At 70.4% G+C, this 24,046-nt stretch carries 24 protein-coding genes; 13 read left to right on the forward strand and 11 right to left on the reverse strand.

Annotated elements, in window-relative coordinates:
• Positions 1 to 4: 4 nt before the first annotated feature.
• Positions 5 to 886, reverse strand: coding sequence for a S1 family peptidase (locus WBG06_RS05475; RefSeq protein WP_336735517.1), 882 nt, complete (start codon positions 884 to 886; stop codon positions 5 to 7).
• A 155-nt stretch (positions 887 to 1,041) separates the two neighbouring features.
• Positions 1,042 to 1,929 carry a S1 family peptidase gene (locus WBG06_RS05480; RefSeq protein ID WP_336735518.1) on the reverse strand — a complete coding sequence of 296 codons (888 nt, stop codon included), beginning with the start codon at positions 1,927 to 1,929 and terminating at the stop codon, positions 1,042 to 1,044.
• A 383-nt stretch (positions 1,930 to 2,312) separates the two neighbouring features.
• Here WBG06_RS05480 and WBG06_RS05485 point away from each other — a divergent pair, with 383 nt between their 5' ends.
• Positions 2,313 to 3,218, forward strand: a complete 906-nt coding sequence (locus WBG06_RS05485) for a hypothetical protein (protein ID WP_336735519.1) — start codon at positions 2,313 to 2,315, stop codon at positions 3,216 to 3,218.
• Positions 3,219 to 3,225: 7 nt separating this feature from the next.
• On the opposite strand, the gene WBG06_RS05490 is transcribed toward WBG06_RS05485, so the two are convergent.
• Positions 3,226 to 4,077 carry a hypothetical protein gene (locus WBG06_RS05490; protein WP_336735520.1) on the reverse strand — a complete coding sequence of 284 codons (852 nt, stop codon included), beginning with the start codon at positions 4,075 to 4,077 and terminating at the stop codon, positions 3,226 to 3,228.
• 54 nt (positions 4,078 to 4,131) lie between these two features.
• Complete coding sequence (locus WBG06_RS05495) at positions 4,132 to 4,905, reverse strand: IclR family transcriptional regulator (protein WP_336735522.1); 774 nt, start codon at positions 4,903 to 4,905, stop codon at positions 4,132 to 4,134.
• Positions 4,906 to 5,037: 132 nt separating this feature from the next.
• Here WBG06_RS05495 and WBG06_RS05500 point away from each other — a divergent pair, with 132 nt between their 5' ends.
• Entirely contained in the window at positions 5,038 to 5,685 is a 648-nt protein-coding gene (locus WBG06_RS05500; protein ID WP_336735523.1) for a maleylpyruvate isomerase family mycothiol-dependent enzyme, read from the forward strand.
• Here WBG06_RS05500 and sigJ read toward each other — a convergent pair whose 3' ends face one another.
• Entirely contained in the window at positions 5,686 to 6,567 is an 882-nt protein-coding gene (sigJ, locus tag WBG06_RS05505; RefSeq protein WP_336735524.1) for an RNA polymerase sigma factor SigJ, read from the reverse strand.
• A gap of 138 nt (positions 6,568 to 6,705) precedes the next feature.
• Here sigJ and WBG06_RS05510 point away from each other — a divergent pair, with 138 nt between their 5' ends.
• The 3 genes from WBG06_RS05510 (at position 6,706) to WBG06_RS05520 (ending at position 9,091) form a co-directional block, all read left to right on the forward strand.
• Positions 6,706 to 7,158, forward strand: coding sequence for a carboxymuconolactone decarboxylase family protein (locus WBG06_RS05510; protein WP_336735526.1), 453 nt, complete (start codon positions 6,706 to 6,708; stop codon positions 7,156 to 7,158).
• A 121-nt stretch (positions 7,159 to 7,279) separates the two neighbouring features.
• Positions 7,280 to 8,065, forward strand: coding sequence for a hypothetical protein (locus tag WBG06_RS05515; RefSeq protein ID WP_336735527.1), 786 nt, complete (start codon positions 7,280 to 7,282; stop codon positions 8,063 to 8,065).
• A 102-nt stretch (positions 8,066 to 8,167) separates the two neighbouring features.
• The gene (locus WBG06_RS05520; protein ID WP_336735528.1) at positions 8,168 to 9,091 is read left to right on the forward strand and encodes an endonuclease/exonuclease/phosphatase family protein; all 924 of its coding nucleotides are present in this window, start codon (positions 8,168 to 8,170) and stop codon (positions 9,089 to 9,091) included.
• Here WBG06_RS05520 and WBG06_RS05525 read toward each other — a convergent pair.
• The gene (locus tag WBG06_RS05525; protein ID WP_336735529.1) at positions 9,075 to 10,298 is read right to left on the reverse strand and encodes an alanine racemase; all 1,224 of its coding nucleotides are present in this window, start codon (positions 10,296 to 10,298) and stop codon (positions 9,075 to 9,077) included. The two genes, WBG06_RS05520 and WBG06_RS05525, sit on opposite strands and share 17 nt — an antisense overlap.
• 97 nt (positions 10,299 to 10,395) lie before the next feature.
• Here WBG06_RS05525 and WBG06_RS05530 point away from each other — a divergent pair, with 97 nt between their 5' ends.
• Complete coding sequence (locus WBG06_RS05530) at positions 10,396 to 11,010, forward strand: TetR/AcrR family transcriptional regulator (RefSeq protein ID WP_336735530.1); 615 nt, start codon at positions 10,396 to 10,398, stop codon at positions 11,008 to 11,010.
• Between the two features lie 9 nt (positions 11,011 to 11,019).
• Here WBG06_RS05530 and WBG06_RS05535 read toward each other — a convergent pair whose 3' ends face one another.
• A complete protein-coding gene (locus WBG06_RS05535; protein ID WP_336735531.1) occupies positions 11,020 to 12,240 on the reverse strand; it encodes an amino acid deaminase/aldolase in 1,221 nt (406 codons plus the stop codon).
• 130 nt (positions 12,241 to 12,370) lie between these two features.
• Here WBG06_RS05535 and WBG06_RS05540 point away from each other — a divergent pair, with 130 nt between their 5' ends.
• Entirely contained in the window at positions 12,371 to 13,678 is a 1,308-nt protein-coding gene (locus WBG06_RS05540; RefSeq protein ID WP_336735532.1) for a D-arabinono-1,4-lactone oxidase, read from the forward strand.
• A gap of 111 nt (positions 13,679 to 13,789) precedes the next feature.
• Positions 13,790 to 15,853: an acyltransferase family protein gene (locus tag WBG06_RS05545; RefSeq protein ID WP_336735533.1), complete on the forward strand. Its 2,064-nt coding sequence runs from the start codon at positions 13,790 to 13,792 to the stop codon at positions 15,851 to 15,853.
• Here the strand turns inward: WBG06_RS05545 and WBG06_RS05550 are convergent.
• The 3 genes from WBG06_RS05550 to WBG06_RS05560 form a co-directional block, all read right to left on the reverse strand.
• Positions 15,850 to 17,145: an MFS transporter gene (locus tag WBG06_RS05550; protein WP_336735534.1), complete on the reverse strand. Its 1,296-nt coding sequence runs from the start codon at positions 17,143 to 17,145 to the stop codon at positions 15,850 to 15,852. The two genes, WBG06_RS05545 and WBG06_RS05550, sit on opposite strands and share 4 nt — an antisense overlap.
• A gap of 180 nt (positions 17,146 to 17,325) precedes the next feature.
• Positions 17,326 to 18,252, reverse strand: coding sequence for a serine hydrolase (locus WBG06_RS05555; protein ID WP_336735535.1), 927 nt, complete (start codon positions 18,250 to 18,252; stop codon positions 17,326 to 17,328).
• The gene (locus WBG06_RS05560; protein ID WP_442945407.1) at positions 18,249 to 19,121 is read right to left on the reverse strand and encodes a LysR family transcriptional regulator; all 873 of its coding nucleotides are present in this window, start codon (positions 19,119 to 19,121) and stop codon (positions 18,249 to 18,251) included. Before WBG06_RS05560 ends, WBG06_RS05555 begins: the two co-directional genes overlap by 4 nt.
• 136 nt (positions 19,122 to 19,257) lie before the next feature.
• Here WBG06_RS05560 and bla point away from each other — a divergent pair, with 136 nt between their 5' ends.
• On the forward strand, positions 19,258 to 20,142 hold the full coding sequence (bla, locus tag WBG06_RS05565; protein ID WP_336735537.1) for a class A beta-lactamase: 885 nt from the start codon (positions 19,258 to 19,260) through the stop codon (positions 20,140 to 20,142).
• A 134-nt stretch (positions 20,143 to 20,276) separates the two neighbouring features.
• Here bla and WBG06_RS05570 read toward each other — a convergent pair whose 3' ends face one another.
• Positions 20,277 to 21,158, reverse strand: coding sequence for an SDR family oxidoreductase (locus WBG06_RS05570; RefSeq protein ID WP_336735538.1), 882 nt, complete (start codon positions 21,156 to 21,158; stop codon positions 20,277 to 20,279).
• Positions 21,159 to 21,273: 115 nt separating this feature from the next.
• On the opposite strand from WBG06_RS05570, the gene WBG06_RS05575 reads away from it, so the two are divergent.
• From WBG06_RS05575 to WBG06_RS05590, 4 genes are read left to right on the forward strand one after another with little or no spacing between them, the layout of a single operon-like run.
• A complete protein-coding gene (locus tag WBG06_RS05575) occupies positions 21,274 to 22,017 on the forward strand; it encodes an enoyl-CoA hydratase family protein (protein ID WP_336735539.1) in 744 nt (247 codons plus the stop codon).
• Entirely contained in the window at positions 22,014 to 23,084 is a 1,071-nt protein-coding gene (locus WBG06_RS05580) for an NAD(P)H-dependent flavin oxidoreductase (protein WP_336735540.1), read from the forward strand. The genes WBG06_RS05575 and WBG06_RS05580 overlap by 4 nt, the downstream gene beginning before the upstream one ends.
• Before the next feature lie 17 nt (positions 23,085 to 23,101).
• Positions 23,102 to 23,671, forward strand: a complete 570-nt coding sequence (locus tag WBG06_RS05585; RefSeq protein ID WP_336735541.1) for a GNAT family N-acetyltransferase — start codon at positions 23,102 to 23,104, stop codon at positions 23,669 to 23,671.
• Positions 23,672 to 23,705: 34 nt separating this feature from the next.
• Complete coding sequence (locus WBG06_RS05590; protein WP_336735542.1) at positions 23,706 to 23,993, forward strand: hypothetical protein; 288 nt, start codon at positions 23,706 to 23,708, stop codon at positions 23,991 to 23,993.
• The last annotated feature ends 53 nt before the right edge of the window (positions 23,994 to 24,046 follow it).

Below are 24,046 nucleotides of genomic sequence, written 5' to 3' on the forward strand. Positions count from 1 at the left end.
GCAGCTAGTAGATCTTGACGTCGTAGGCGTTGACCGCTTCACGGACGGGCTGGAAGAAGGTGGTGCCCCCGGAGGAGCAGTCGCCGGTGCCGCCGGAGGTGATCCCGAGGGCGGTCGAGCCGGCGTAGAGGGGGCCACCGGAGTCGCCCGACTCGGCGCAGATGTTGGTCTGGATCATGCCGCGCACGGTGCCCGACCCGCGGTAGCGGACCGAGACGCCGAGCGCCTCGACCTTGCCGGAGCGTACGCCGGTGGACGAGCCGTCGCGGGTGACCCGCTGCCCGACCCGGGCGTCACCGATCGTGTAGCCCCCGGGGTGGGTGAGCGAGGTGTTCCCGTAGCGCACCAGGGCATAGTCGTTCCCCGGGAAGCTCGACTTCACGGTCGGTCCGATCCTGGTGGTCTGACCCGAGTTGGTGTACCACGTCCCAACGTCCTCGGCGCAGTGGCCGGCGGTGAGGAAGTAGTAGGTGCCGCCGCTGCGTACGTTGAACCCGACCGAGCACCGGAACCCCTCGCCGTAGATGGCGTCACCGGGACCGAGGAGCGGCTTGAACTCGCCCCGGGCGCGCTTGACCGTGATCGCGTCGGCATCGACACCGACGGTCCTGGTCAGCCGGGACAACTTCCTCAGCGAGGACTCGGGGACGGTGGAGTCCGCGGTCACGACGACCCTGCCGGTGGCCTTGTCGGTGTACCAGGCGATCCCGGACATCGCCGACCTGGTGATCGTGGAGTCGACGGCGGAGTGGACCTTCGCGAGCGTCCTAGGGCTGAGCTTCTCCTTCGGAGGCGCGGCGAGCGCCGGCGTCGCCAGGGCGGTGGCCACCAGCCCTAGACCAGCCGCTGCCGCGAGCAGACGGTTGCGTGACCTGGTGAACCCCATGCGTTCCTCCTACGTGCCCGAACACGATCACAGAGAGTATGTCGTTGTCGGCACCTCCCCGCCAGTGGTCGGCGCAAACTTTCACCACCGCAGAGAAACTGCGGACACCGCAGGACGGAGTGGAATCACCCGCCCTGCGGTGCCCGCGGGGTCGATCAGTAGATCGTCGCGCCGTAGACGCTGAGCGCCTCGGTCACCGGCTGGAAGAAGGTCGTCCCGCCTGTCGTGCAGTTTCCGGAACCACCGGAGGTCAGGCCCAGAGCGGTCGAACCGGAGTAGAGCGCGCCGCCGGAGTCACCGGGCTCGGCACACACGTTGGTCTGGATCAGGCCGCTGACGGTCCCCTCGGCGTAGCGGACGCTGGCGTTGACCGCGGTCACGGTGCCGCGGTGGACACCGGTGGTCGAGCCGTCACGGGTGACGCTCTGGCCGACCCGGGCGGTGCCCGCGGTGAAGCCGCCGGTCTTGGAGATCGACGAGTTGTAGCGGACGATGCCGTAGTCGTTCCCCGGGAAGCTGGAGCCGGCCGTCGAGCCGAGCAGCGTCGTGTTCGACGAGTTGGCATACCAGGTCGAGACGGCGTCGGTGCAGTGGCCCGCGGTCAGGAAGTAGTCGGCACCGCCGACCTTGACGTTGAAGCCGAGCGAGCAGCGCGAGCCGCCGCCGTAGATGGCGTCGCCCGGGCCGATGAGCGGGGAGAACTCGCCCTGGGTGTGCTTGACGGTCACCGCCTGGTCGCCCTGGCTCGTCTTCTCGGCGGCCGCCTTCTTGACCTCGGCGATCTCGGCCTTGGAGACCGTCTCGTCGACGGTGACGACGACCTTGTTGGTCGCCGGGTCGGTGTACCACGACGAGCCGACCGGGGCGGACTCGGCGACGGCCGACCTGACCGATGCGACCTCGGACTTGCTGAACTGGGACTTGTCGGACCCGACGTCCGCGGCGGTAGCCGGGACGGCGACGGCGGCGGAGGCCGCGAGACCCACACCCGCGGCGAGCGCGGCGAGCGTGCGGGGACGGAAAGTGGTGCGTTCGAACCTCATACGTCTCCTCCTGGGAACGGCCCGCTGGTGGCGGGCTCCGACCCCGAAACCACGGGTTTCGCGGTTTACCGGGGGCGGGTAACTGAGTTTCGTGATCTTTCCCTTGCCGCGCAGCACATTCGATTCCCCAAGAATCTGCATTGCACAGACTGGTTCTTCGGATTCCTGCAGTGCAGCAACACGCGACTTCCGAGAAGTTTTCTGCAGTTGTCCCAGAAAACAGGATCGGGTAAGCATTGCCGAGTTGTAGGTGCCCGAGTCGTGGGCCGCGTACGGTAGGAATTCGTGTTCATCTCGCTGCTCGAGCGAGGAATTCGGGCGGAAGATCGTCCGTCTTCTCGACCTTCGGCGTGGCGACCCTTGATAGATGGTAGACAAACCCCATGCCGTATCCGCCGCCCCCAGGCTCCCCCGGTTCGGGCGCGCCTGACGAGGAGCCGCAGAAGCAGCCTGCCCCTTTCGACTACAACGAGCGCCTGATCGGGCTCTCCGAGGAGATCGGGGGCAACCGCCCTGCGTTCAACGCCCGCAAGGAGCGGGCGGGGCACGGCGGCCCGCTGCGCCAGGTCCTGACCATCGCCGTATCGCTCGGGCTCGTGGTCGTCTGCGGGGTCGTCGTGTACGCCCTCTTCACCCGCGGCGACGACGCGGCCACCACCGTCGGTGTGCCGACCGCGAGCAGCACGCCCTCGCCCGGCAACGAACCGACCGGCTCGGCGAGCCCTGGCGGCGGCAGCTCCGACGTCAGCGGCGAGTCCAGCGGTCAGCCCGGCTGGCCCGGCACGAGCTCACCGGCCGACCCCAGTGACGGCGCCACCTCACGGTCGACCATCGGCCCCGAGCGCCTCTCCAAGGCCGACGTACCCCGCCCCTGGGAGTTCAGCTACGGCGAGGTCACGCTCAAGGCCCGCTACCTGAGCGGCAAGGACTACGCCGGCTGCAAGGCGACCCTCAAGCGCGCGATCCGCGACCTCGGCTGCGACTACGCTGTCCGGGTCTCCTACAAGGCCCAGCAGGGCAGCGTACGGATGACCCACTTCATCTACGACTTCAGCACCGTCGAGGCTGCTGGCAAGGCCGCCGCGAAGGTCGAGCCGAAGCACGTGATCCCGTCCGGGGACGCCTCCCTGCCGCATTACACCCGGGGCTGGTTCAAGGTGAAGGACTACGGCAAGTACGTCGTCTACACCATGGTCACGGCCGACGACAGCATCAGCGAGGCGAGGGGCAAGGAATACACCTCCTACGGCAACACCGACCTCGGCGCGGAGATCCTCTTCCGGATGTGACCGTCGGCTACTCGCCGGCCCCAGGGGAGGGCGACGCTTCGCCACCGACGCTGGGAGCGTTGCTCGGCTGCTCGAGCTGATCCGGGCTCGGCTCGGTCGACGTCGTGGCGCTCGGCTCTTCCTCCGGATCGGCGGACTCCGACTCCTCAGGCTCCTCGGCAGGCTCGGGGCTCGGGCTCGACGACTCCTCGGGCGTCGCCGTAGCACCCGGCGAGGGATCCCCGCCGCCCTTCTCCTTGCGGCTCTTCTCGGCGCCGCCGGTCACCCCGGAGATCGTCGTACGCCCGTCGTCCTCTCCGTTGACCATCGAGCTGACGCTCTGCCCGGCCAGGAGCTCGAAGACGGTGATCGCGGCGACAGCAACCAGGAACAGCGCCAGCGACCCCCATCCGATCCGCTTCCAGGGCAGGACCCGGAGACGCTCTCGCCACGACAGGGTCTCCACCTCCCCGACCTCGGCGGCGGCCGCGTCCGCAGGCTTGTCCGCAGGCTTGTCCGCGGTCTCGTCCGCAGGTTCTCCCGCAGACTCCGCAGGGGCCTGCGCGCCGGCCACGTCGGCGGACGCCGAACCTTGGCGTGCGCCGGCCATCCCAGCAGACCGCAGCCGGGTCAGCGCCTGTGCCTGGGCCACCTTCTCGCGGCTCTTCGCCAGCCCCCTGGAATACAGGTTGGTGCCGATCGTGGCCGCGACGCTGCCGAGCGCGGCCCCCACCAGGGTGCCGACGGCGCCGAGCGTAGAGAGCAGGAACGCGGAGGTGACGGCAGCGAGCGCTCCTGCCATGGTGCCGGTCCAGTCGATGCCGGCCGGCTTCGAGTCTCGGACGGCGCTCTGGCCGCTGGAGGGTGCGCTGTCACTCATCGAATCCAGGTTAACGGGTGCCACCCGACGCTACCGGCATCGACGGAAGGCAGATCATCCCTGGCTCAGGTCACGCTCCAGAGCCGCTGCGCCGGACATCAGGGTCGCGACGATGCTCGGCAGCGACTCCTTGTCGTAGCGGACGCTCGGCATCGAGATCGACATCCCGGCGACGACATCACCCGAGGCGCCGCGGACGGGAACGCCGATGGCGACCACCCCTCGCTCGGTGCGGCCGTCGTTGAAGGCGAAGCCGTTGCGGCGCACCCGTTCGAGCTCGGTACGCAGCGCCTCGAGGTCCGGGTGGTCGGCCAGCTGGTCGGCGTACCTCTCCCGGGAGTAGATCGAGGCGAGCTCGTCCTCCGGGACCTGGGACAGCAGCAGGAGGCCGGCGGTGGTGCGGTGGGCGGGGAAGACCATGCCCTCACGGGAGCCGACCTTGAGCGACTGCGGCGACTCGACCGAGGCGATGAACCGGCAGCTGTCACCGGCGCGGACGGCGACGTTGGCGGACTCGCCGAGCAGGTCGACCAGGCGCTGCAGGTGCGGCAACGCCACCTGGCGGAGCCGGGACGCGGTCGAGCGGGAGTGGGCGGCCAGCTCCAGCACCGGTCCGGCCCGGTAGACCTTGTCCTCGTCCTGGACCGCGAAGTCGCGGTAGACCAGCATCGCCAGCAGCCGGTGCGCGGTGGAGCGGGCAACCTCGAGCCGAGTCGCTGCCTCCGAGACCGTCAGGCGTCCTTCGAGCTGAAGGATCGTCGCCAACGTGAGTGCATGGTCGACGCTGGTGATCGCGTACGGGGGCCGGGTCTTGATCGGCTTGTCCATCCCACCTCTTCCTGATCACCCCACAACCAAGCACCTATCGCGCTGCTCCGCAGCAGATTGACCGAGGCCGTCCGTCCGTTCTTCGAAGGAGAACGGCTTGTTCTGTCGAGCCCGGCGCGGGAACCTGTGCCCATGACCAACACTCCGACGCGTACGTTCGACGACAGCCGCCGCTGGGCCACCGAAGGCACCACGCTGTTCACCAGGGCCGTCGACGCTCTCGAGGTCGCCGAGCTCGACCGCGACTCGCAGCTGCCCGGGTGGACCCGCAAGCATCTCCTCGGCCACGTCGCGGCCAACGCCGACGCCCTCGGCAACCTGATCTCCTGGGCTGAGACGGGGGTCGAGAAGCGGATGTACGCTTCCCCGGAGCAGCGCAACGCCGACATCGAGGCGGCCGCGACACGGCCCGCCGAGGAGCTCCGGGAGTGGTATCTCCGCAGTGCCGGCGAGCTCGAGGCGGCGATGGACCGGCTGACCACCGAGCAGTGGGAGCACGAGATCATCACCGCCCAGCTGGTCACGCGGAAGGCACACGACATCCCGTGGATGCGTGCCCGTGAGGTCTTCATCCATGCCGTCGACCTCGGTGTCGGGATCACCTTCGCGGACCTGCCCGAGGACTTCCTGCGCGCGCTGGCGGACGAGATCCGCACGAAGCGGGGACTCTCCGAGGACGAGCTGCGTGACGTCGTCGGCCCGCTTCCCGAGGTTGCCGCGTGGCTCGCTGGGCGGCCGCACGGTCTCGTCGACGCGCCGGAGCTGGGGCCGTGGCTGTGATCAGGTCCAGCGGGCGAGCTTGTCCGGGTTGAGGACGATCCAGACGTCGGTCACCCGGCCGGCAGCGACCCGGAGGTTGGCGACACCACGGTGAGCGCCGTCCTCGACGAGCGTGAACCCGAGGCCGTCGGCGGTCTCCTCGGCGCGGATCGTCCAGGTCGGACGCTTCGTGAGCACGCCCAGCAGGAACCGGGCCACCTTCTCGGGGCCCTCGATCGGGTTGCGGGCCGCACTGACCCGGCCGCCGCCGTCGGAACGGAGCGTGACCGACGGGTCCAGCAGCGTCACCAGGCGGCCGAGGTCGCCACCGGCAGTGGCGGAGACGAAGGCGCGGACGACGTCGTCGTGCTCCGGCAGCGGGGCGACGTCGGCGCGCTGCTCGGCGACCCGGCGGCGTGCGGACGCAGCGAGCTGACGTACGGCGGCCGGAGAACGTCCGACGACGCCGGCGATGTCGGCGAACGGGACCGCGAAGATGTCATGGAGCACGAACGCCACCCGTTCGGCCGGGGTCATCGTGTCGAGCACGACGAGCAGGGCGGTGCTCACCGTGTCATCCAGGGTCGCCCGGTCGGCCGGATCCTCCGGGGCAGCCAGGAGACCCGGCCGGACCGGCTCGGGCAGCCACGGCCCGACGTACCTCTCCCGGCGGGCTCGTGCGGACTTCAGCACGTCGAGGCAGACCCTGCTGGTGACGCGGCTCAGCCAGCCGGCGGGGTTGTCGATCGCCGCCCGCTCGTCGTCGGTGAGGCGATACCAGCGCAGGTAGGTCTCCTGGACCGCGTCTTCGGCCTCCTCGAGGGTGCCGAGCAGTCGGTAGGCGAGCGCGATCAAGCGGCGGCGCTCGATCATCACCTCGCCCAGGTCGTCCATGTCAGGCATCGTGGCATCTCCTCCGGGGTTCATCAGTGTGACGAGCCGAACATCGCGTTTGTGAGGTCGCGACCTCACATTCGTGCGCGTCGCCTCGTCAACCTGGTGAGTGCCCGCGCTGTGGCGGGCCAGACCCGAAGGACCCCGATGCTCGCGAACGTCAACGTCACCAAGCTCGTCCCCGCCGCGTACAAGGCCCAGATGGCCGTCGAGGAGGCGGTCGAGGAGGCCATCACCGTCGCCGGCCTCGACCGGCTCACGGTCGACCTCGTCAAGCTCCGCGCCTCCCAGATCAACGGCTGCGCCTTCTGTCTGCGGATGCACACCCAGGACGCCCTCAAGAACGGCGAGACCACCGACCGGCTCGCCGTCGTCGCCGCCTGGTGGGAGACGCAGTACTTCACCCCCGAGGAGCAGGCCGCGCTCACCATCGCCGAGCAGATCACCCGCATCAGCGACCTGCACACCTCCCCCGCCCCCAGGGTCGACGTCGAGAGCATCCTCGACGCCAAGCAGATCGCCGCCCTCACCTGGGTCGCGATCGCCATCAACGCCTGGAACCGCATCGCGATCTCCAGCCACTACCCCGTCGCCCCGTGACCGGGGCCGAGGGCAAGACGGCCTGAACGGAGTCGTTCGGTGCCGGGGCGTAGTGGAGAATGGTGCAACCCGCGTGGGAGCGTTTTCTCGCACGTGATCTTCACTCGTCGCAGGGGGACAGATGACGACACCAACACCACCGCCGCCGGACGGCTACGGTGCGATGCCGCCACCGCCGAACCTGCAGTCCACGCGACCCACGAACGAGTATTCGTCCACCCCTCCCGGCCCTCCGCCACCGAAGCCGCACAACCCGTGGCCGATCGTCATCGGGCTCGGCGCGATCGCCGGCGTGCTGATCATCGGCGTGATCATCACGGCGGCCATCGTCGTTCTCCGGGGCGATCAGAATCCGACCGCCGGGCCGGGCCCGCTGACGGTGACCGCGACGCCGAGCACATCGCCGACGTCGACGCCGTCGACGGCGGGTCCGGCGGCCGGCGGGCTGGCGGCCGACCTCTTCGAGGGTGACTGGAAGTTCAAGCTCGGCGACGTGAGCATGAACGCGACGTACGTGGCTGCTCAGGACTACCCCGACTGCGGCCCGATCGCGTCGGCGGCGCTGGAGCGGAAGGGCTGCCGGTACGCCGCGATGGGCATCCACACGCCGAAGACCCCTGAGGGCGAGAGCGGCAAGCTGCGGATGCTCCGGATCGTCTACGTCTTCGGCAGCGAGGCGGAGGCGACCGCCGCCGCGGAGTCGGTCAAGGAGACCGACTTCGACCTGCCCACCGGCAGTCTCATCGAGGACGACGTGATCGGGAAGTGGGTCGCCAAGGATTCCTCCAAGGCGGTCGTCGTCGGCTTCGTAACGGCCCAGAAGGGCGTCTCGGAGGAGACCGTCGACGACTATCTCCACTACGGCACCGCCGACATCGCGGGCGCGCTGATCTTCATGGACCTCTGACTCTTCCTGGACCTCTGACCGCTGCCGGAGTTCACCCGAGGTTTCCTCGTATTCGAACGCGTGTGGCTCGACGCACACGGCCCGCCCCTAGCGTCCATGGGCGTGTCCCCCACGACGATCGCCTCGGGTCCCGGTCGGACCACCCTCGTACGCACGCTCGTACCTCTCGTCGCTCTGTGCGGTGTCCTCGGCGCCGCGCTGAGCTTCCTCGTCCCGACGACCGCCAGCGCCGGTCCGACGGTCGAGCTCGCCAAGGCGGCACCGGTGACGCCTGGTTTCCAGCGCTTCGCCTGGCTCAATGCCTGGGCCGACCACCACACCGCACCCGGAGGCGCTGCCGCCGGCCGGCTCGACGGTGTGCCGCGGATGCGGATCGTGGTGGGTCATCTGCGGCGTACGCTCATCGACTTCGGGGTGCTCGCGGAGGTGGAGTCGCGGCAGCGGGAGGCCTTCGAGTCCTTCGGCAGGGAGTTCGCCCTCGTCTCCACGCCCGACCCGACCGATGACGCGGTCTTCTACCGTCGCTCGGCGTTCCGGCTGGTCAGCCAGGACGTGGTCACCATGTATTACCGCCACGGCGAGCGCGTCAGCGCACCGGTCGTGGTGCTGGAGGAGCGTTCCTCCGGCCAGCGCGTCGGGGTCCTGCCCGTCCACTTCCCGGCAAGCCTCCCCTCGATCCCCGAGCAGAGGAAGTGGCGGGACCTGAACACCCGGATCGTCAAGGAGGTGGTGGCGCGCTCCGAGGTGCCGATCATCGTGGCGGGTGACTTCAACCAGCGCAACGACATCCTGTGCGATCTGACCTCACCCGGGACCGGCCTGGTGAGCCCGCTCGCGGAGCACGAGCGATGCACCACCGCCCGCCGGGCGCCGATCGACCAGGCGTTCCTCAGCCCGTCGCTGCGGCCCGACCACTACCGGGTCTACACCGGGCCGTCGGCCCGCCGAGCCACCGACCACGGCGCGTTCTACCAGGTCAGGGTGAAACTCTCCGACATCGAGCGAACCCTCAGAAGTACGTCCTGACCAGCTCGGTCACGGTGTAGTCGGCGTCGACGACCGGGATCAGCCGCCACTTGTCGAACGCCGTGCACGGGTGCGAGATCCCGAAGCTGACCAGGTCGCCCGGCCGCAGCTCGGCGTCGGTGCGCAGGAAGGCGTGCTGGTCGCCCAGCTTCTCGACGGTGCCCGCGAGCGGCTCCGCAGAGCCGCTGCCGTTGCGCCGCGCCGTGAGCGGGACCGGCAGGCCGTTGTCGTAGGGCACGTCCCGCCGACCCATGCCCACGATGACCAGGCCCTCCTCGGGTGCCGAGAGGACCTGGGCCCAGACCTCGAGGGCCGGGTCCAGGCTCCCCTCGATGCGGTTGTAGGGCGTCGTGTCGGCGTAGAGGCCGTGGTCGTGGGTGACGTACGTCCCGCTGCGCAGCACCTTGCGGGGCGTCATGCCGTCCGGCCACCCCGCGGACCAGCGCTCGGCGAGCACGTCGAAGAAGGCGCTCCCACCTGCGGAGACGATCGCATCGGCGGCGACGAGCCCCTCGGTGAACAGCGTCGAGGCGAGCTCCTTGAGACGGTCGAAGTAGTCGCCGACGGCCTCGGCCGTCTCCAGACCGCCCTCGTAGCCGGCCACACCGGCCAGGTGTACGCCCGGGGTGGAATCCACCACCCGGGCGAGCTCGACCGCCTCCTCGACAGAGCGACAGCCGGTGCGTCCGCCGGGGAAGCCGAGGTCGATCAGCACCGCGAGCGGCCGGTCGTCGACACCGACCAGCGCAGAGGCCTCGGCCGCCGCCTCGACCCCCTCGACCGAGTCCACCCAGTGCAGGTGGAGGAACTCCGGGTCGGCCGCCCGCTCGGAGGCGACCCAGCTGAGCGCGCTGTGGTCGAGGATCTCGTTGGCGACCAGGACCCGGCGTACGCCGGCATGGCGGGCGACCAGAGCCTGGTTGGGAGAAGCGACGGTGATCGCCCAGGCGCCGGCATCCAGCTGGCGCCGGTAGAGCGAGGGCGCCATCGTGGTCTTGCCGTGCGGGGCGAGCAGCAGTCCGTGCTCCTCCGCGAACTCCGCGAGAGTCGCGATGTTGTGCTCCAGCGCACTCTTCGCGAGCACCATCACCGGCCAGGTGAACGAGCCGTCGAAGAGGTTGCGGCCGGAGGCTGCGTACGCAGTGAGATCGACGGCTTCTCCTGGCTCCCAGAAGCCCTTGTCCGCCCAGGTCACGTGATCGTCCATCGGGACCGAACCTACCGACGGCCCCTGCTGCCGGACATGGGTTTCGAGAAAATGTGGAAATCCCGGGGGAGGTATCGGTGTCGCTTATCGTGACGCCATGGCCAACCTCCGTGCAGCCCAGAAGGCGATGACTCGCCAGCTTCTCCTGGACGCCGCGATGGACCGGTTCGTCGCGAGCGGCTACGCAGCCACGACGATCGACGAGATCGCCTCGGCGGCAGGCACCACCCGGGTGACGTTCTACGCCTACTTCCGCTCGAAGTCAGAAGTCATCAAGGCCTTGATCGCCGAGCGTCTGGAGGATGACCTGGCCCGGCTCCGCGCTCCTCGGGACAGCTCCCTCGGCGGCCTCGCCGATGCGGTGGCGGCCGGCACCCACGACCGGCTCGGCGCCTGGATCCGGCAGGCCATGGCCGGGTGGCCGGCGGTGCGGCCGATCGTGACGGTCGCCCGAGCCGCCCAGGCCGTCGACCCCGAGCTCACCCACATCGTCGACGCCTGGACCGACGAGACGATCGACGACATCAGCACCGGCCTGGACAAGGCCGACCGGTTCGAGGCCGACAGCCGACGACCGCGCGGCGCACTGGCGGCCGGCCAGCTCGACTATCTGTTCCAGCGCTGGTCCGACGGGTTCTGGGGCGTCGAGCAGGACCGCATGTGCGAGCTGATCACCGAGAGCTGGGTCAAGCTGCTGGGCGACCCCGACTGATCTGGCCGGTCACAGGAACGTCTGACCCTCGCCCCGGTAGGTCGGGGCCACGGTGATGATCGCGGCACCCTCCACCAGATGGAGCGAGTCGAGCCGCTCGCAGACCTCGCCGGCCTTCGCGTGACGGAACCAGACCTTGTCGCCGATCGCGAGCTCGTCGGCGGCATGGCCGCGCAGCGGAGTCTGGACCTCCCCGGCGCCCTCGGTGCCGACGTACGCCAGCCCGAAGGGGTACGTCGGACTCGGCACCCGGTCGAGTCCGGGCGGTCCCGAGGCGATCCAGCCGCCACCGGCGACGGTGACGATGCCGGGTGCGGGTCGGCGGACGACGCTCAGCCCGAAGTAGGTCGCGGGGTGGGGCGTGAAGCCGTCGTAGCGGTCGAAGAGGGTCGGACCGTAGAGCCCGGACCCGGCCGCGATCTCGGTCACCGAGGGGTCGGCGTGAGTCGACTCGATCGAGCCGGTGCCGCCGCCGTTGACGAACTCGAGGTCGGTCAGGGAGCGCACCGCCGCGACGATCTTCCCGCGGCGCTCGGTGATCTCCGCGATGGACGCCTTCTTCATCCGGCGGATCACCGCGGCGGGCGGGTTGCCGCCGAGCGGGCGGTCGACGGTGCCGGCGACCTGACCCTCGTAGGCCATCAGCCCGACCAGCTGGAAGTCCGGGTCCTCGGCGACGATCCGGGCCAGCGCGACGGCGTCCTCGGGAGTGCGGACGGGAGAGCGCCGGGCGCCGAGCCAGATCCGATGGGCGACGACGAGGGCGGCGTCGAGATCGATGGCGACGCGTACGGGCGCTGCCGGGGTGCCGATCGCGGCCTTGACCAGCGACAACCCCTCCGCGCTGTCGACCATCAAGGTGACCCGGGCGAGCTTCTCCTCGTCCTTCGCGAGCGCGGCGAGCGCGGCCCGGTCGGCGGTCGGGTAGCCGACCACGATGTCGTAGTGGGTCTCGGCCAGCCACAGCGCCTCGCCCAGGGTAAAGGCGAGGATCCCCTCATACCCCTCGCGGGCGAGCACGCGGTCGATCAACGCCCGGCAGCGTACGGACTTGCTGGCCACCCGGATCGGGGTGCCCGCGGCGCGGCGTACGAGGTCGTCGGCGTTGGCGTCGAACGCCTCCAGGTCCACCACCCCGACGGGTCCGTCGAGACCGGCGGTCGCGCGGTCGAGCCGTTCGTGCTGCTGGGCCGAGAGATGGTGGGAGCGTTGAATAGAGGGCTTAACCACGACGCAAGTGTCTATGCCCCGCGTGGTGCCCGCGTCAACGTCCGATGACCAACTGTTCCGTCCGGCGGCCAAAGCGTTGACCGTACGCCGCGGACCCGCCACCCTTGCCCGCGTGACTGGTGTGCGTGGAATGAGCGGGTGGCAGAACTGGGCCGGCAACCAGCAGGTGGGCTCGATCGAGGTCGTCGTTCCTCGCGACGAGGCGGAGCTCGCCGCCGTCGTCGTGGCCGCGTCCGAGGCCGGTCGCCGGGTGCGGCCGATCGGCGCGGGGCACTCGTTCACCGCGATCGGCTCGCCGGTCGATGTCCAGGTCAGCCTGGATCTTCTCTCGGGGATCGTTCGGGCGGACGTGACGACCGGTCTGGTGACGGTCCGCGGCGGCACCCGGCTCAAGGTCCTCAACCGCGCGCTCGAGGCGCTCGGGCTCGCGATGACCAACCTCGGCGACATCGAGGAGCAGTCGATCTCCGGGGCGATCGCGACCGGAACCCACGGGACGGGAGCGCGCTTCGGCGGCCTGGCGACCCAGGTACGCGGCCTCCGGCTGCTCCTTGCCGACGGCTCCGTGGTCTCGTGCTCGGCGACGGAGAATCCCGAGATCTTCGACCTGGCGCGGGTAGGGCTCGGTGCGCTCGGGATCGTCGTGGAGGTCACGCTCCAGACCGAGCCTCTCTTCGCGTTGAACGCTCGTGAGGGCAACGGCGAGCTCGCCGAGGTGATGGCGTCGTTCGACGAGCACGCGTCGGGCACCGACCACTTCGAGTTCTACTGGTTCCCGCACACCACCCGGGTCCTGACCAAGCACAACACCCGGTTGCCGCTGCCGGAGACGCCGTTGTCGCCGGTGGGCCGGGTCCGCGGCTGGTTCGACGACGAACTGCTCTCCAACACCGCGTTCGGGGCGACCGTCGGGCTCGGTCTGCGCGTCCCGAGCCTGGTCAAGCCGCTGGCCCGCTTCGCCGCCTCCGCCCTCTCCCCGCGCGAGTTCACCGACATCTCCTACCGGGTCTTCACCTCGCAGCGGAAGGTGCGGTTCGTGGAGAGCGAGTACGCCGTCCCGCGCGCCGCCGGCATGGACGTCCTCGGCGCGCTGCAACGCGCCGTCGAGGCCTCCTCGTGGAACATCTCCTTCCCGGTCGAGGTCCGGGTCGCGGGCGCCGACGACATCCCGCTGTCCACCGGGTTCGACCGCGAGAACGTCTACATCGCCATCCACACCGCGCCGTCCTCGCCGTGGCGTTCGGAGTACTTCGCTGCCTTCGAGCGCATCGCCGGCGACGTCGGCGGCCGCCCGCACTGGGGCAAGATGCACACGCTCACCGCTGCCGACCTGGCCGAACGCTACCCACGCTTCGCCGATTTCGTGGCGCTGCGCGACAAGCTCGACCCGGCGCGTACGTTCACCAACCCCCACCTGGACCAGATCCTCGGCCCCTGACCCGCCGCCCGCCGAGTCGGCCCGTCTTGACACAAAACCCTGTCGAGATGAGCCGACTCGGCTTCATCTGGGCTTCTCTCCGACGTCACCGGGCGGACCTAGCCTGACGCGATGCCGGACTCCCGTCGACCCCAGCGGATCGCCGAGATCCACGGGCTGCGGGGGCTGGCGCTGGCGCTCGTGGTGGTCTTCCACCTCTTCGGCAACGGCCGGGTCTCGGGCGGGGTCGACGTCTTCCTGGCGCTGACCGGGTTCCTCGCGACCCGGTCGCTGATCCGGCGCGTTGCGGACTCCGAGCTGCGGCTGGCGGACCACTACGGACGTACGTTCCTGCGGCTGTCGGCGCCCATCCTGGTCGTCCTCGCGGGGACCGCGGTCCTCATGGTGGCGGTCATGCCGCGGGCGATGTGGAGCTCGACGCTGCGGGAGATGGCGGCGTCGGCGGCGTACGTCCTGAACTGGGAGATGATCCGGTCCCAGCTCGCCTATGGGGCGGCGGGGCCGGACGCGAGCCCGCTGCAGCACCTCTGGTCGATGGCGGTCCAGGGGCAGTTCCTGGTGGTCTGGCCGGTGGTCGTGCTGGTCGCCTGGCGGCTGGCACGGGATCGGCTCCGGGCCGTGCTGGTGGTGGCGGTGTCGGTGGCTACGGTCGCTTCCTTCGTCTTCGCGTGGCGGCTGGGGATGGCCGACCAGCAGGTCGCGTACTTCCACACCGGGGCGCGTTTCTGGGAGCTCGGCGCGGGCGCACTGGTCGCGCTGGGCCTCGACCGTCTCCGACCTCCCGGAGCGGCACGGCCGGTGCTCGTCTGGCTCGGGCTGCTGCTCGTCGCCACCTCGGGGTTCGTGCTCGACGGCGCGGCCCTCTTCCCCGGCCCGTGGGCCCTGTGGCCGGTCGGCGGCGCGCTGCTGGTCGTGATCGGGTCGGCGGCGCCGTCGTCGCGGACCGCCTCCCGGGGACCGCAGCGCCTCCTCGGGCTCGGGCCGCTGCGGTTCGTCGCGGACATCTCCTTCCCGCTCTACCTGTGGCACTGGCCGCTGCTGGTCGCCTGGCTGAGCTGGACGTACGCCACCCGGACCACGGTCGTCGGCGCGCTGGTCGTGCTCTCAGTCTCCGTCGTCCTGGCCTGGCTGACGCATCGCTACGTCGAGCAGCCGGTGACCCGGATCGGGGCGCCGTTCACCGGCATGGTGCGGCTCGTGACGGTCGCCGTCGTGCTCGGCCTGGTCACGAGCGGGACGCTGATGGCCACCATCGAGGTGGAGCGTCACGATGCGGCCCGGAAGGCGGCCGCGGTCGAGGCCGCCGAGCGGTACGCCGGTTGCATCGGCGCCGCCGCGCTCGACCCTGCGCTCGAGGGCTGCGAGCGACCGTCGACGCTGATCGACGCCCGTCTGGGCTACCAGGCCCCGGACGGGTCAGCGTGCTGGTCCAACAAGGAACGGCCGGTCACGCTGAATGTGTGCACCCTCGGCCCGAGGACCGGCTACACACGGCGGCTGCTGGCCGTCGGCGACTCCCACAACCACCAGTTCGTGCCCGCCTACCGCGCGATCGCCGAGAGCCGCGGCTGGCGCATCGACGTGGCCGGCCGGGCCGGCTGCCACTGGAACGCCCGGGACCGGGTCGGCACGCCCGCGGCGAGCGTCGAGCTGTGCGATCGGTGGAAGGAGAAGCTGACGACGTACATCGCCTCGGCGGAGGGCATCGACGCCTACGTCGTGGTCCACTCCAGTCTGGTGAATGTCGAGGCGTCGGCCGGCGAGAGCCAGGTCGAGGCGCTCAGCCGCGGGATGGCGGACGCGTGGGCGAGCAGGCCGGACCCGTCGGTGCCGGTGATCGCGGTCCAGGACTCTCCCATCTTCGAGGCCAGCAGCGCGCTCTTCGCGCGGGTGGTCCAGCCGTGCGTCGACGAGCACGGGCTGGCTGCTTCGGCCGAGTGCTCGCGGGACCGCGACAGGGTCGTACGCGACGACGGCAGCCTGGGCGCGACCCGGCTGGCCACCAACGCCCATCACGTCGACCTCACCTCGTACTTCTGCGGGACGAGGCGGTGCTCTCCGGTCGTCGGGAATCTCGAGGTCTACCTCGACGGCTTCCACATCTCTCCGCTGTATGCGGAGACGCTCGCGCCCTACCTCGGCGACCGGATCGCGCGGATCCTGCGCCGAGGCTAGGCTGCAGCCGGCTCCGGCTCGTTCTCGTGGGGGAAGTGGGCCTGCTTGAAACGTTCGGCCATCCGGGTCGACGGCCCCATGGCGGCCGCGGCGGCGACCACGATCGCGCCGATCACGATCCAGCCGGCACCGCTGTAGAACTCGGGGTGCCAGCCCATCGCGAGGAAGGTGAACAGCGCCGGTGCCCAGGCCCCGCCGAGCTGGCGGCCGATGCCGGCCACACCTTCGTACTCGCCCCGTCGCTCGGGGTCCATGAGCTCGGCCTGGAAGGCCCAGCTCGCCGAGCCGATGGCGAGCTCGGCGCCGGTGACGGCCACGTGGCCGAGCCAGACCAGGAAGATGGTGAGGATGCCGCGGGTGTCGTGGGTGACCAGCGTGATCGCGCAGGCGGCGACGAAGAACCCGCTGCTCCACCACACGCGGCGTAGCGCGTCGCGGACGCTGTGGACGCCCTTGGAGGTGTAGGCCGGGAGGATGATGCACAGCACCGTGTTGGTCGCGAAGAGCCAGGCCAGGAGCCAGCGCGGCGAGTCGGTGTATTCGACCAGCCACAGCGGGATCACGGTGTGGAGCAGCACCTGGTTGGACCACAGCGTGCCGGTGAAGGTCGTCACCAGGAGCCAGCCGACGTTGCGCAGCGCGCCCGGACCGGGCAGCTTCTCGGTGATCTCGCCGGCCGCACGGCGCTCCTCGTGGGGTGCCCTCGGCAGCCGGGTGATCCAGAACGCGTTGCCGATCCCGACCGCCATCGCGAGGAACGGCACGCCCCACTTGAGGACCGTGTCGGTCTCCATCGCGAGCGCGATGCCGGCGATCAGGGCGCCGATGGTGAAGCCGAGGTTGAGGCTGGAGTACATGAACGCCTGGGTCTCGACCCGCTCCTTGTCGGGGAGGACGTCGAGGACGTAGGCGTTCCGGCCGGCGCCGCCGGCGTTGTTGACCACCTCGAAGACCACGATGACGGCAAGGTAGGCCCAGAAGCCATGGATGAACGGCATCGTCGCGAACATCGATGCACTGATCAGGGCGCTGATCGCCCAGATCCGCTTCGGGCCGACGAAGTCGGCCAACCGGCCCATCGGGTAGGCGGTGAGGAATGACGCGATCCCGGCCACCGTCAGGCCGATGCCGATCTGTGCCGGCGTCAGCCCGACGAAGGCGACCAGGTAGAACGCGGCCGCTGTGTTGAACGTGCCGTCCCCTGCCGCGAAGAGCAACGACTGCGTCGCCAGACGCTTCGACAACGGCGTCGGCGGAATCAGGTTGCGGAGGAAACTGGGCAGGGCGGGCACCGGCCAATTCCACCACCGCGAGCGGGTCGCTGCCATCTGGTTTTTACCGAGGCGTCAGCCCCGTCGGCCGAGGCGTCAGCCCCGTCGGGCGAGGTGACATCGGCTTGCCGCTTCGGTCGACGTACGTGACGTCTCGGCCGACCTAGGTGACGCCTCGGCCGGCGTACCTGACGCCTCGGCTCAGGCGAGACGGCGTGCGGCGAGGGCCTCGACGGCGTCGCGGGCGGTGGCGGCGATGGCGAGGTCGACGTCGTTCTGGATCCGGGCGGTGCGGTCGGAGTCGGTGAGTACGGCAATGGCGACGCGGCCGCCGGGATGAGTGATCACGGCGATCTCGTGACGCAGCGTGAGGAACCCGCCGGTCTTGCCGGCGAGCTGGATGTCGTCGGCGAGCAGATCGGCCGCGATCCGGTGGGTGAAGACCTGCTTGCCCATCAGCCGTCGCACCAGCTCGGTCGCCTCGGGCTTGGCGATCTCGTCCCGCCAGATGCGCCCGAGCAGGCCGACGCAGGCGCGCGGCGTACCGACGGTGGCGCGCTCGACATCGAGCGAGTCGATGACGTGGCGGCCGCCCGGACGGCGACCCTCCACCGCGAGCTGGGTGGCGAGGGCGAAGTCGTGGCCGGCGAGACGGGTGGCGTAGTCGTACATCGGCTGCATCCGGTGCCGCACCCGCAGCCCGTCCGTGCCCCACTCGGCGAGCTGCTCGTCGACCTCCTGCGGGGAGACCTCGGCGAAGAGAGCATCGGCGGCGGCGTTGTCGCTGAGGGTGAGCATCATCAGCATCAGGTCGGCGACCGAGCAGGTGACGTCATGGGCGAACGCCGAGAACCCGAAGGGCCCGAAGCTGCGTTCGGCCGCGGGCAGCGTCACCTGCGCGGCAGGATCGATCTCGCCGCGGGCGATCCGGTCGGCGACGACCAGGGCGAGCGGCACCTTGGCCACCGACGCCAGCGGCATCGGACGGTCCACGCCGACCCCGACCTCGTGGCCGGTGTCGATGTCGCGGGCCAGGAACGCGACCCTGACCTGGAGCTCCCGGAAGCGCTCGGCGGTGACCTCGGCGAGGTCGATCAGCCCCCGGTCGCTGCCGACCAGCGGACTCATCCGGCCCCTTCTTCCGGGGCACCGACGCACGCGCCGAGCAGGGCGAGCGCCTGCCGGCGGAGCGGGCCCGCCGCCAACGGTCCGGGCAGCGGCTGTTGCTCCACCAGCCGGTGGCCGCGCGCCACCGGTCCGGTGAGAGGCGACCAGCTCAGCCCGTACGTCACCGCCTCGTGCCGCGCGCAGACCAACGTCCCGCGCCCGGCCAGGGCCTCGGCCACCGCGAGCCGGTGGGGCGTACGACGCAGCGTGGCCGGCCCGATGCCCGCCCGGTCCGCCAGCCGCCGCAGCCGCCCGGCAGGATCGTCGAGGTCGCGTGGGAGGGCGAGCACCTGCGTACGCTCCCCGCCTCTGCGTGGGCGCAGCGCGCTCAACGACACCGGGTGGGGCCTGGTCCCGGGACCGGTCGGCGCAGTCGCGGCGCCGAGCGGGGTGACCCAGGTGGCCGCATCGGGATCGCACGCATCGACCAGCCAAGCGGCTGCCTCCGGTGGCTCCTCGCTGTCGCTCGCGAGGCGTACGTCGACACCTGCCGCCTCCAGCAGCGCCACCAACCGGGCGAGGGACGCCGGGTCGCAACCGGACGGCACCACGACCGCGAAGGGTTCCCGATCGTGGCGGCGGATGCTCCGCAGCAGATGGTCGGCCTGGTCGAGGAGGTGTCTGGCCCGCGGCAGCAGCGCGTGCCCGGCCGGGGTGAGCGCGATCTGGCGTCGACTGCGATCGATCAGCTCCACGCCCAGCTCACGCTCGAGGGCCCGCAGGCGTCGGCTGAGCAGCGGCTGGTCGACGCCCAACTCCAGGGCGGCCTCCGAGACGCTCATCTCGTCCGCGACCGCGGCGAAGCCGCGCAGATGAAGCAGTAGGTCCACGCGTACAGGATGTCCGATCACCCACAGCGCGACCCATGTCGGCGGCGCATACCTTCATGTCGGATCGTCCTTGGACGGCGTTGCCGAGGCGGCGTCACGATGCCACCTCATGAACGACCACCGGAAGGCCCTCAGCATGACTCACCCGATCCTCAGCCGCCGTGCCGTCCTGGGCGGAGCCGCTGCCGCAGCCGCCGTCGCCGGGACCGTGACCGTCGCCGGCGGCTCGATGGCGTACGCCGCCGACAGCCCCTCGATCGCCGCGCTGCAGCAGAAGCACCAGCGCCATCTCGGCGTCTGGGCGAAGAACCTACGGACCGGACGCACCGTCGAGCACCGTGCCGAGGAGCGCTTCCCGATGCTGTCGACCTTCAAGACGCTGCTCGCCGCACAGATCCTGCGGGACCTGCCTGCGCGTACGCTCCGGCAGCGCCTGACCTGGGACGCCGGCGATGTCGTCGTGAACTCACCGATCACCTCGCTCACCACGCGCAACGGCCTGACCGTGGCGCAGCTCTGCGAGGCGACCATCACGCGGTCCGACAACACCGCAGCCAACGTGCTGATGCGTCTCGTCGGCGGGCCCGCGGGCGTCACCGCGTTTGCGCGCTCCCTCGGCGACGAGGTGACCCGCCTGGACCGCTGGGAGCCCGACCTCAACAGTGCGATCCCCGGCGACCCGCGCGACACCACCACGCCGCGGGCGATCGCGCAGGACTACACGAAGCTGCTGCTCGGCAACACCCTCGCGCGGACCGACCGCGACCAGCTGATCACCTGGATGCTCGCCAACCAGTCGACCGTGACCCGGTTCGGGGCCGGGGTGCCGGCCGCCTGGCGGCTCGCCGACAAGACCGGCGGCGGCGACCACGCCTCCCGCAACGACGTCGGCGTCACCTGGACCCCCGCCGGCGCCCCGATCGTCATCGCCGCCCTGACGCGCTCCGACGACCCCACCGCCGTCCCCCTCGACAAGCCGCTGGAGGACATCGCGGCGGTCGTCTGCGCCGAGCTCGGCTAGGTCTGGGGGGCGGCGGCGACGAGCTGTAACACGTCGTTCGTAGTACTACTCGCCCTATGACAACGACCGGATAGTGCTACGAACGACGTGTTACACGTCCGGCGCCCCCACCGACCAGCCCCGATCGGCAGCGGTCAGGTGCCGTAGACCTTTTCCGGCACCGGCGCCTCGCCGAGGAGCTTGCGGAGCGCCGGACCGACCTCGGCGGCCTCCCAGCGGACTCCCGCGTCGGCGGAGGGGCCGTGTGCCCAGCCGTTCTCGACGGTGATCGTGGTGCCGTCGATCTCGATGACGCGGCCGGTGACGTCGCGGGCGTCCTCGGAGGCGAGCCAGGCGACGACGGGCGAGTTGTCCTCGGGCAGCGCCATGGCGGAGGTGTCGAAGGCGCCTTCGGTCATCCTGGTCTTCGCGACGGGCGCGATCGCGTTGACGGTGACGCCGTAGCGGGCCATCTCGGCGGCGGCGACGAGCGTGAGGCCGGCGATGCCGGCCTTGGCGGCGGAGTAGGTGCCCTGCCCGATCGAGCCCTGCAGCCCTGCTCCGGACGACGTGTTGATGACCCGGGCGTCCCGCTGCCGGCCCTCCTTGGACTCCGCCCGCCAGTAGGCACCCGCGTGCCGCAGCGTCGCGAAGTGCCCCTTCAGGTGGACCCGGATCACCGCGTCCCACTCCTCTTCGGAGGTGTTGACGAGCATCCGGTCGCGTACGAAGCCGGCGTTGTTGACGAGGATGTCGAGCCCTCCGTACGTCTCGACGGCCTGCCGCACCATCGCCTCGGCAGCCGCGAAGTCGGCGACGTCGGCGGCGTTGGAAACCGCCTCCCCACCTGCGGCGACGATCTCCTCGACCACCTGGTCGGCGGGCGACTCGCCGGTGCCCTCACCCGCCAGCGAGACGCCGTAGTCGTTGACGACCACCTTGGCGCCGTGACGGGCCAGCTCGAGCGCGTGCGCGCGGCCGATCCCCCGTCCTGCGCCGGTGACGATCGCGATCCGGCCGTCCAGCAGTCCGGTCATGTGAGTGCTCCCTGGGTCGATGTTTTGTCGGTCGGTCTTGCCAGTGTGAACCAAGCAACTGCTAGGCTACCAAGCAATCGCTAGGTTAGTCAGGGCAGATTCGAGGACGGACGAGATGGGCATCTCCACCGAGATCACCGACGAGCAGATCGCCGTCGTCACGATGGACCACCCACCGGTGAACGCACTGCCGGTCAAGGGCTGGTTCGAGGTAGCCGACGCGGTCACCGCCGCGGCCGACAGCGGCGCCAGGGTCGTGATCCTGCGCGCCGAGGGCAAGGGTTTCAACGCCGGCGTCGACATCAAGGAGATGCAGCAGATCGAGGGCTTCGACGGCATCCTCGGCGCCAATCGCGGCTGCTACGCCGCGTTCAAGGCCATCTACGAGTGCCCGGTCCCGGTCATCGCCGCGGTCAACGGGTTCTGTCTCGGCGGCGGCGTCGGCCTGGTCGGCAACGCCGACACGATCATCGCCAGCGACGACGCCTTCTTCGGCGTACCCGAGGTCGACCGCGGAGCCCTCGGCGCCGCCACCCACCTCGGCCGGCTGGTGCCGCAGCACATGCTGCGTACCCTCTACTTCACGGCCCAGACCATCACCGCCCAGCGCCTCCACGAGCTCGGCTCGGTCCACGCGGTCGTCCCCCGCGACGAGCTGGACGGCAAGGCCCTCGAGGTCGCGCGCCAGATCGCCGCCAAGGACCCGCAGGTCATCCGCGCCGCCAAGGCCGCGCTCAACGGCATCGATCCCATCGACGTGAACGCGTCCTACCGCTTCGAGCAGGGCTTCACCTTCGAGCTCAATCTCGCCGGTGTCGCCGACGAGCGCCGCGACGCCTTCGTGAAGGACGGACGATGAGCACCGCACAGACCTTCCGTACGCCGCTGACCGAGCTGACCGGCGTCGACCACCCGATCGTGCAGACCGGGATGGGCTGGGTCGCCGGCCCGCGGCTCGTCTCCGCCACCGCCAACGCGGGAGCCCTCGGCATCCTGGCCTCGGCCACGATGACCCTCGACGAGCTCGAGAAGGCGATCATCGAGGTCAAGGGGCGCACCGACAAGCCGTTCGGGGTGAACCTGCGCGCCGACGCCTCGGACGCCGCCGACCGCTGCCGGCTGCTGATCGACCACGAGGTCAAGGTCGCCAGCTTCGCCCTCGCCCCCAAGCCCGAGCTCATCAGCACCCTCAAGGAGCACGACATCGTCGTGATGCCCTCGATCGGCGCCGCCAAGCACGCCAAGAAGGTGGCGAGCTGGGGTGCCGACATGGTGATGATCCAGGGCGGTGAGGGCGGCGGCCACACCGGCGCGGTCCCGACCACCCTGCTCCTCCCCTCCGTCCTCGACGCGGTCGACATCCCCGTCGTCGCCGCCGGCGGCTTCTTCGACGGCCGCGGCCTCGCGGCGGCCCTCTCCTACGGCGCGGCGGGCATCGGCATGGGCACGAGGTTCCTGCTGACCGCCGACTCGGCGGTCCCCGAGGACGTACGTCGCCGCTATCTCGACTTCGGTCTCGACGGCACCGTGGTGACCACCAAGGCCGACGGCATGCCGCACCGGCTGCTCCGCACCGAGTTCATCGACACCCTCGAGAAGGAAGGCGTCACCGCGAAGCTGCTGCGCACCCTCAAGCGCACCCGGCAGTTCAAGGAGATGTCCGGCCTCCCCTGGCGGACGCTCATCAAGGACGGCCGCGCGATGGTCCACGGCGGCGACCGGACCTGGGCCGAGGTGGTCCTCGCCGCCAACACCCCGATGCTCCTGCGCGCCGGGCTCGTCGAGGGCGACACCTCCGCCGGGATGCTCTCCAGCGGTCAGGTCGTCGGTCTCCTCGACGATCTTCCGACCTGCGAGGAGCTCGTCGACCGGATCATTGCCCAGGCCGCCGACCGCCAAAAACATCTGGACGCGGCACGCCTCTGAGCAGCAACCTTGCGCCTATGGTGATCGAGGTTCGACCGGCGGAAGTGTTCGACGACGTACGCACCCTGGTCGGCCCCAAGCGCGCCGACGCCAGCGTCTGCTGGTGCCTGAGCTACCGGATCCCGTCGACGATCAACAACAAGATGCGTGGGCAGGAGCGCGGCGAGTTCGTGCGCAACCTGCTCGCCGACGGTCCGTTGGGCGTGCTCGCCTACGAGGGTGAGGAGCCGGTCGGCTGGGCCGCGGTCGCCCCGCGCGCGGACACCACCTTCGCCAGCAACCGGAAGATCCCTCACGTCGACGATCTGCCGGTCTGGTCGGTCTGGTGCATCCGCGTCCGGCCGGGCCACCGCGGCAAGGGCATCTCGCACGCGCTCATCCAGGGCGCGGTCGACTTCGCCCGCGACCGCGGCGCTCCGGCCATCGAGGCCTACCCGCTCGACAATCAGGGCGCCAAGGTCGACCTGACCATGGCGTACGCCGGGATCCGCAAGAACTTCGAGGCCGCCGGCTTCACCTGGGCCGCCGACACCACCTCGGTCCTGGCCGGCCACCCACGTGTCCTGATGCGTCTCGACCTGACCTGATCGCCGGGTTGATCCCGCCAGGTAAGATGGCCGCGTGAAGAACGAGACCAGCCGCGTACGCATCGCGCTGGTCGCACTTTTCACGTTGATGCTCCCGGCGCTGATGAGCGTCGACCCCGAGCAGGCGCTGCTCACCATCGCGGTCTCGACGGCTCTCGCCGCGGTCGCCGTCGGGGCGATCCACCAGGTCAGCTCGTTCGCGCTGGTCAGGGCACGTTCGACGGTCCGTCCAGACATCTCCGACGGGCCTCACCATCTCGCTGCCCGGGTCACCGACCCGGTGTGCTCCCCGCGCCGCCCGCGCGCTCCCGAGCAGGACTGACACTCGCCCACCGGCGAGCCCGTCAGTCCTACTCACCTCACCCAGGAGCACAC

Origin of the sequence: Nocardioides sp. CCNWLW239, assembly GCF_037137035.1 — a bacterium.
Taxonomy (GTDB): domain Bacteria; phylum Actinomycetota; class Actinomycetes; order Propionibacteriales; family Nocardioidaceae; genus Nocardioides.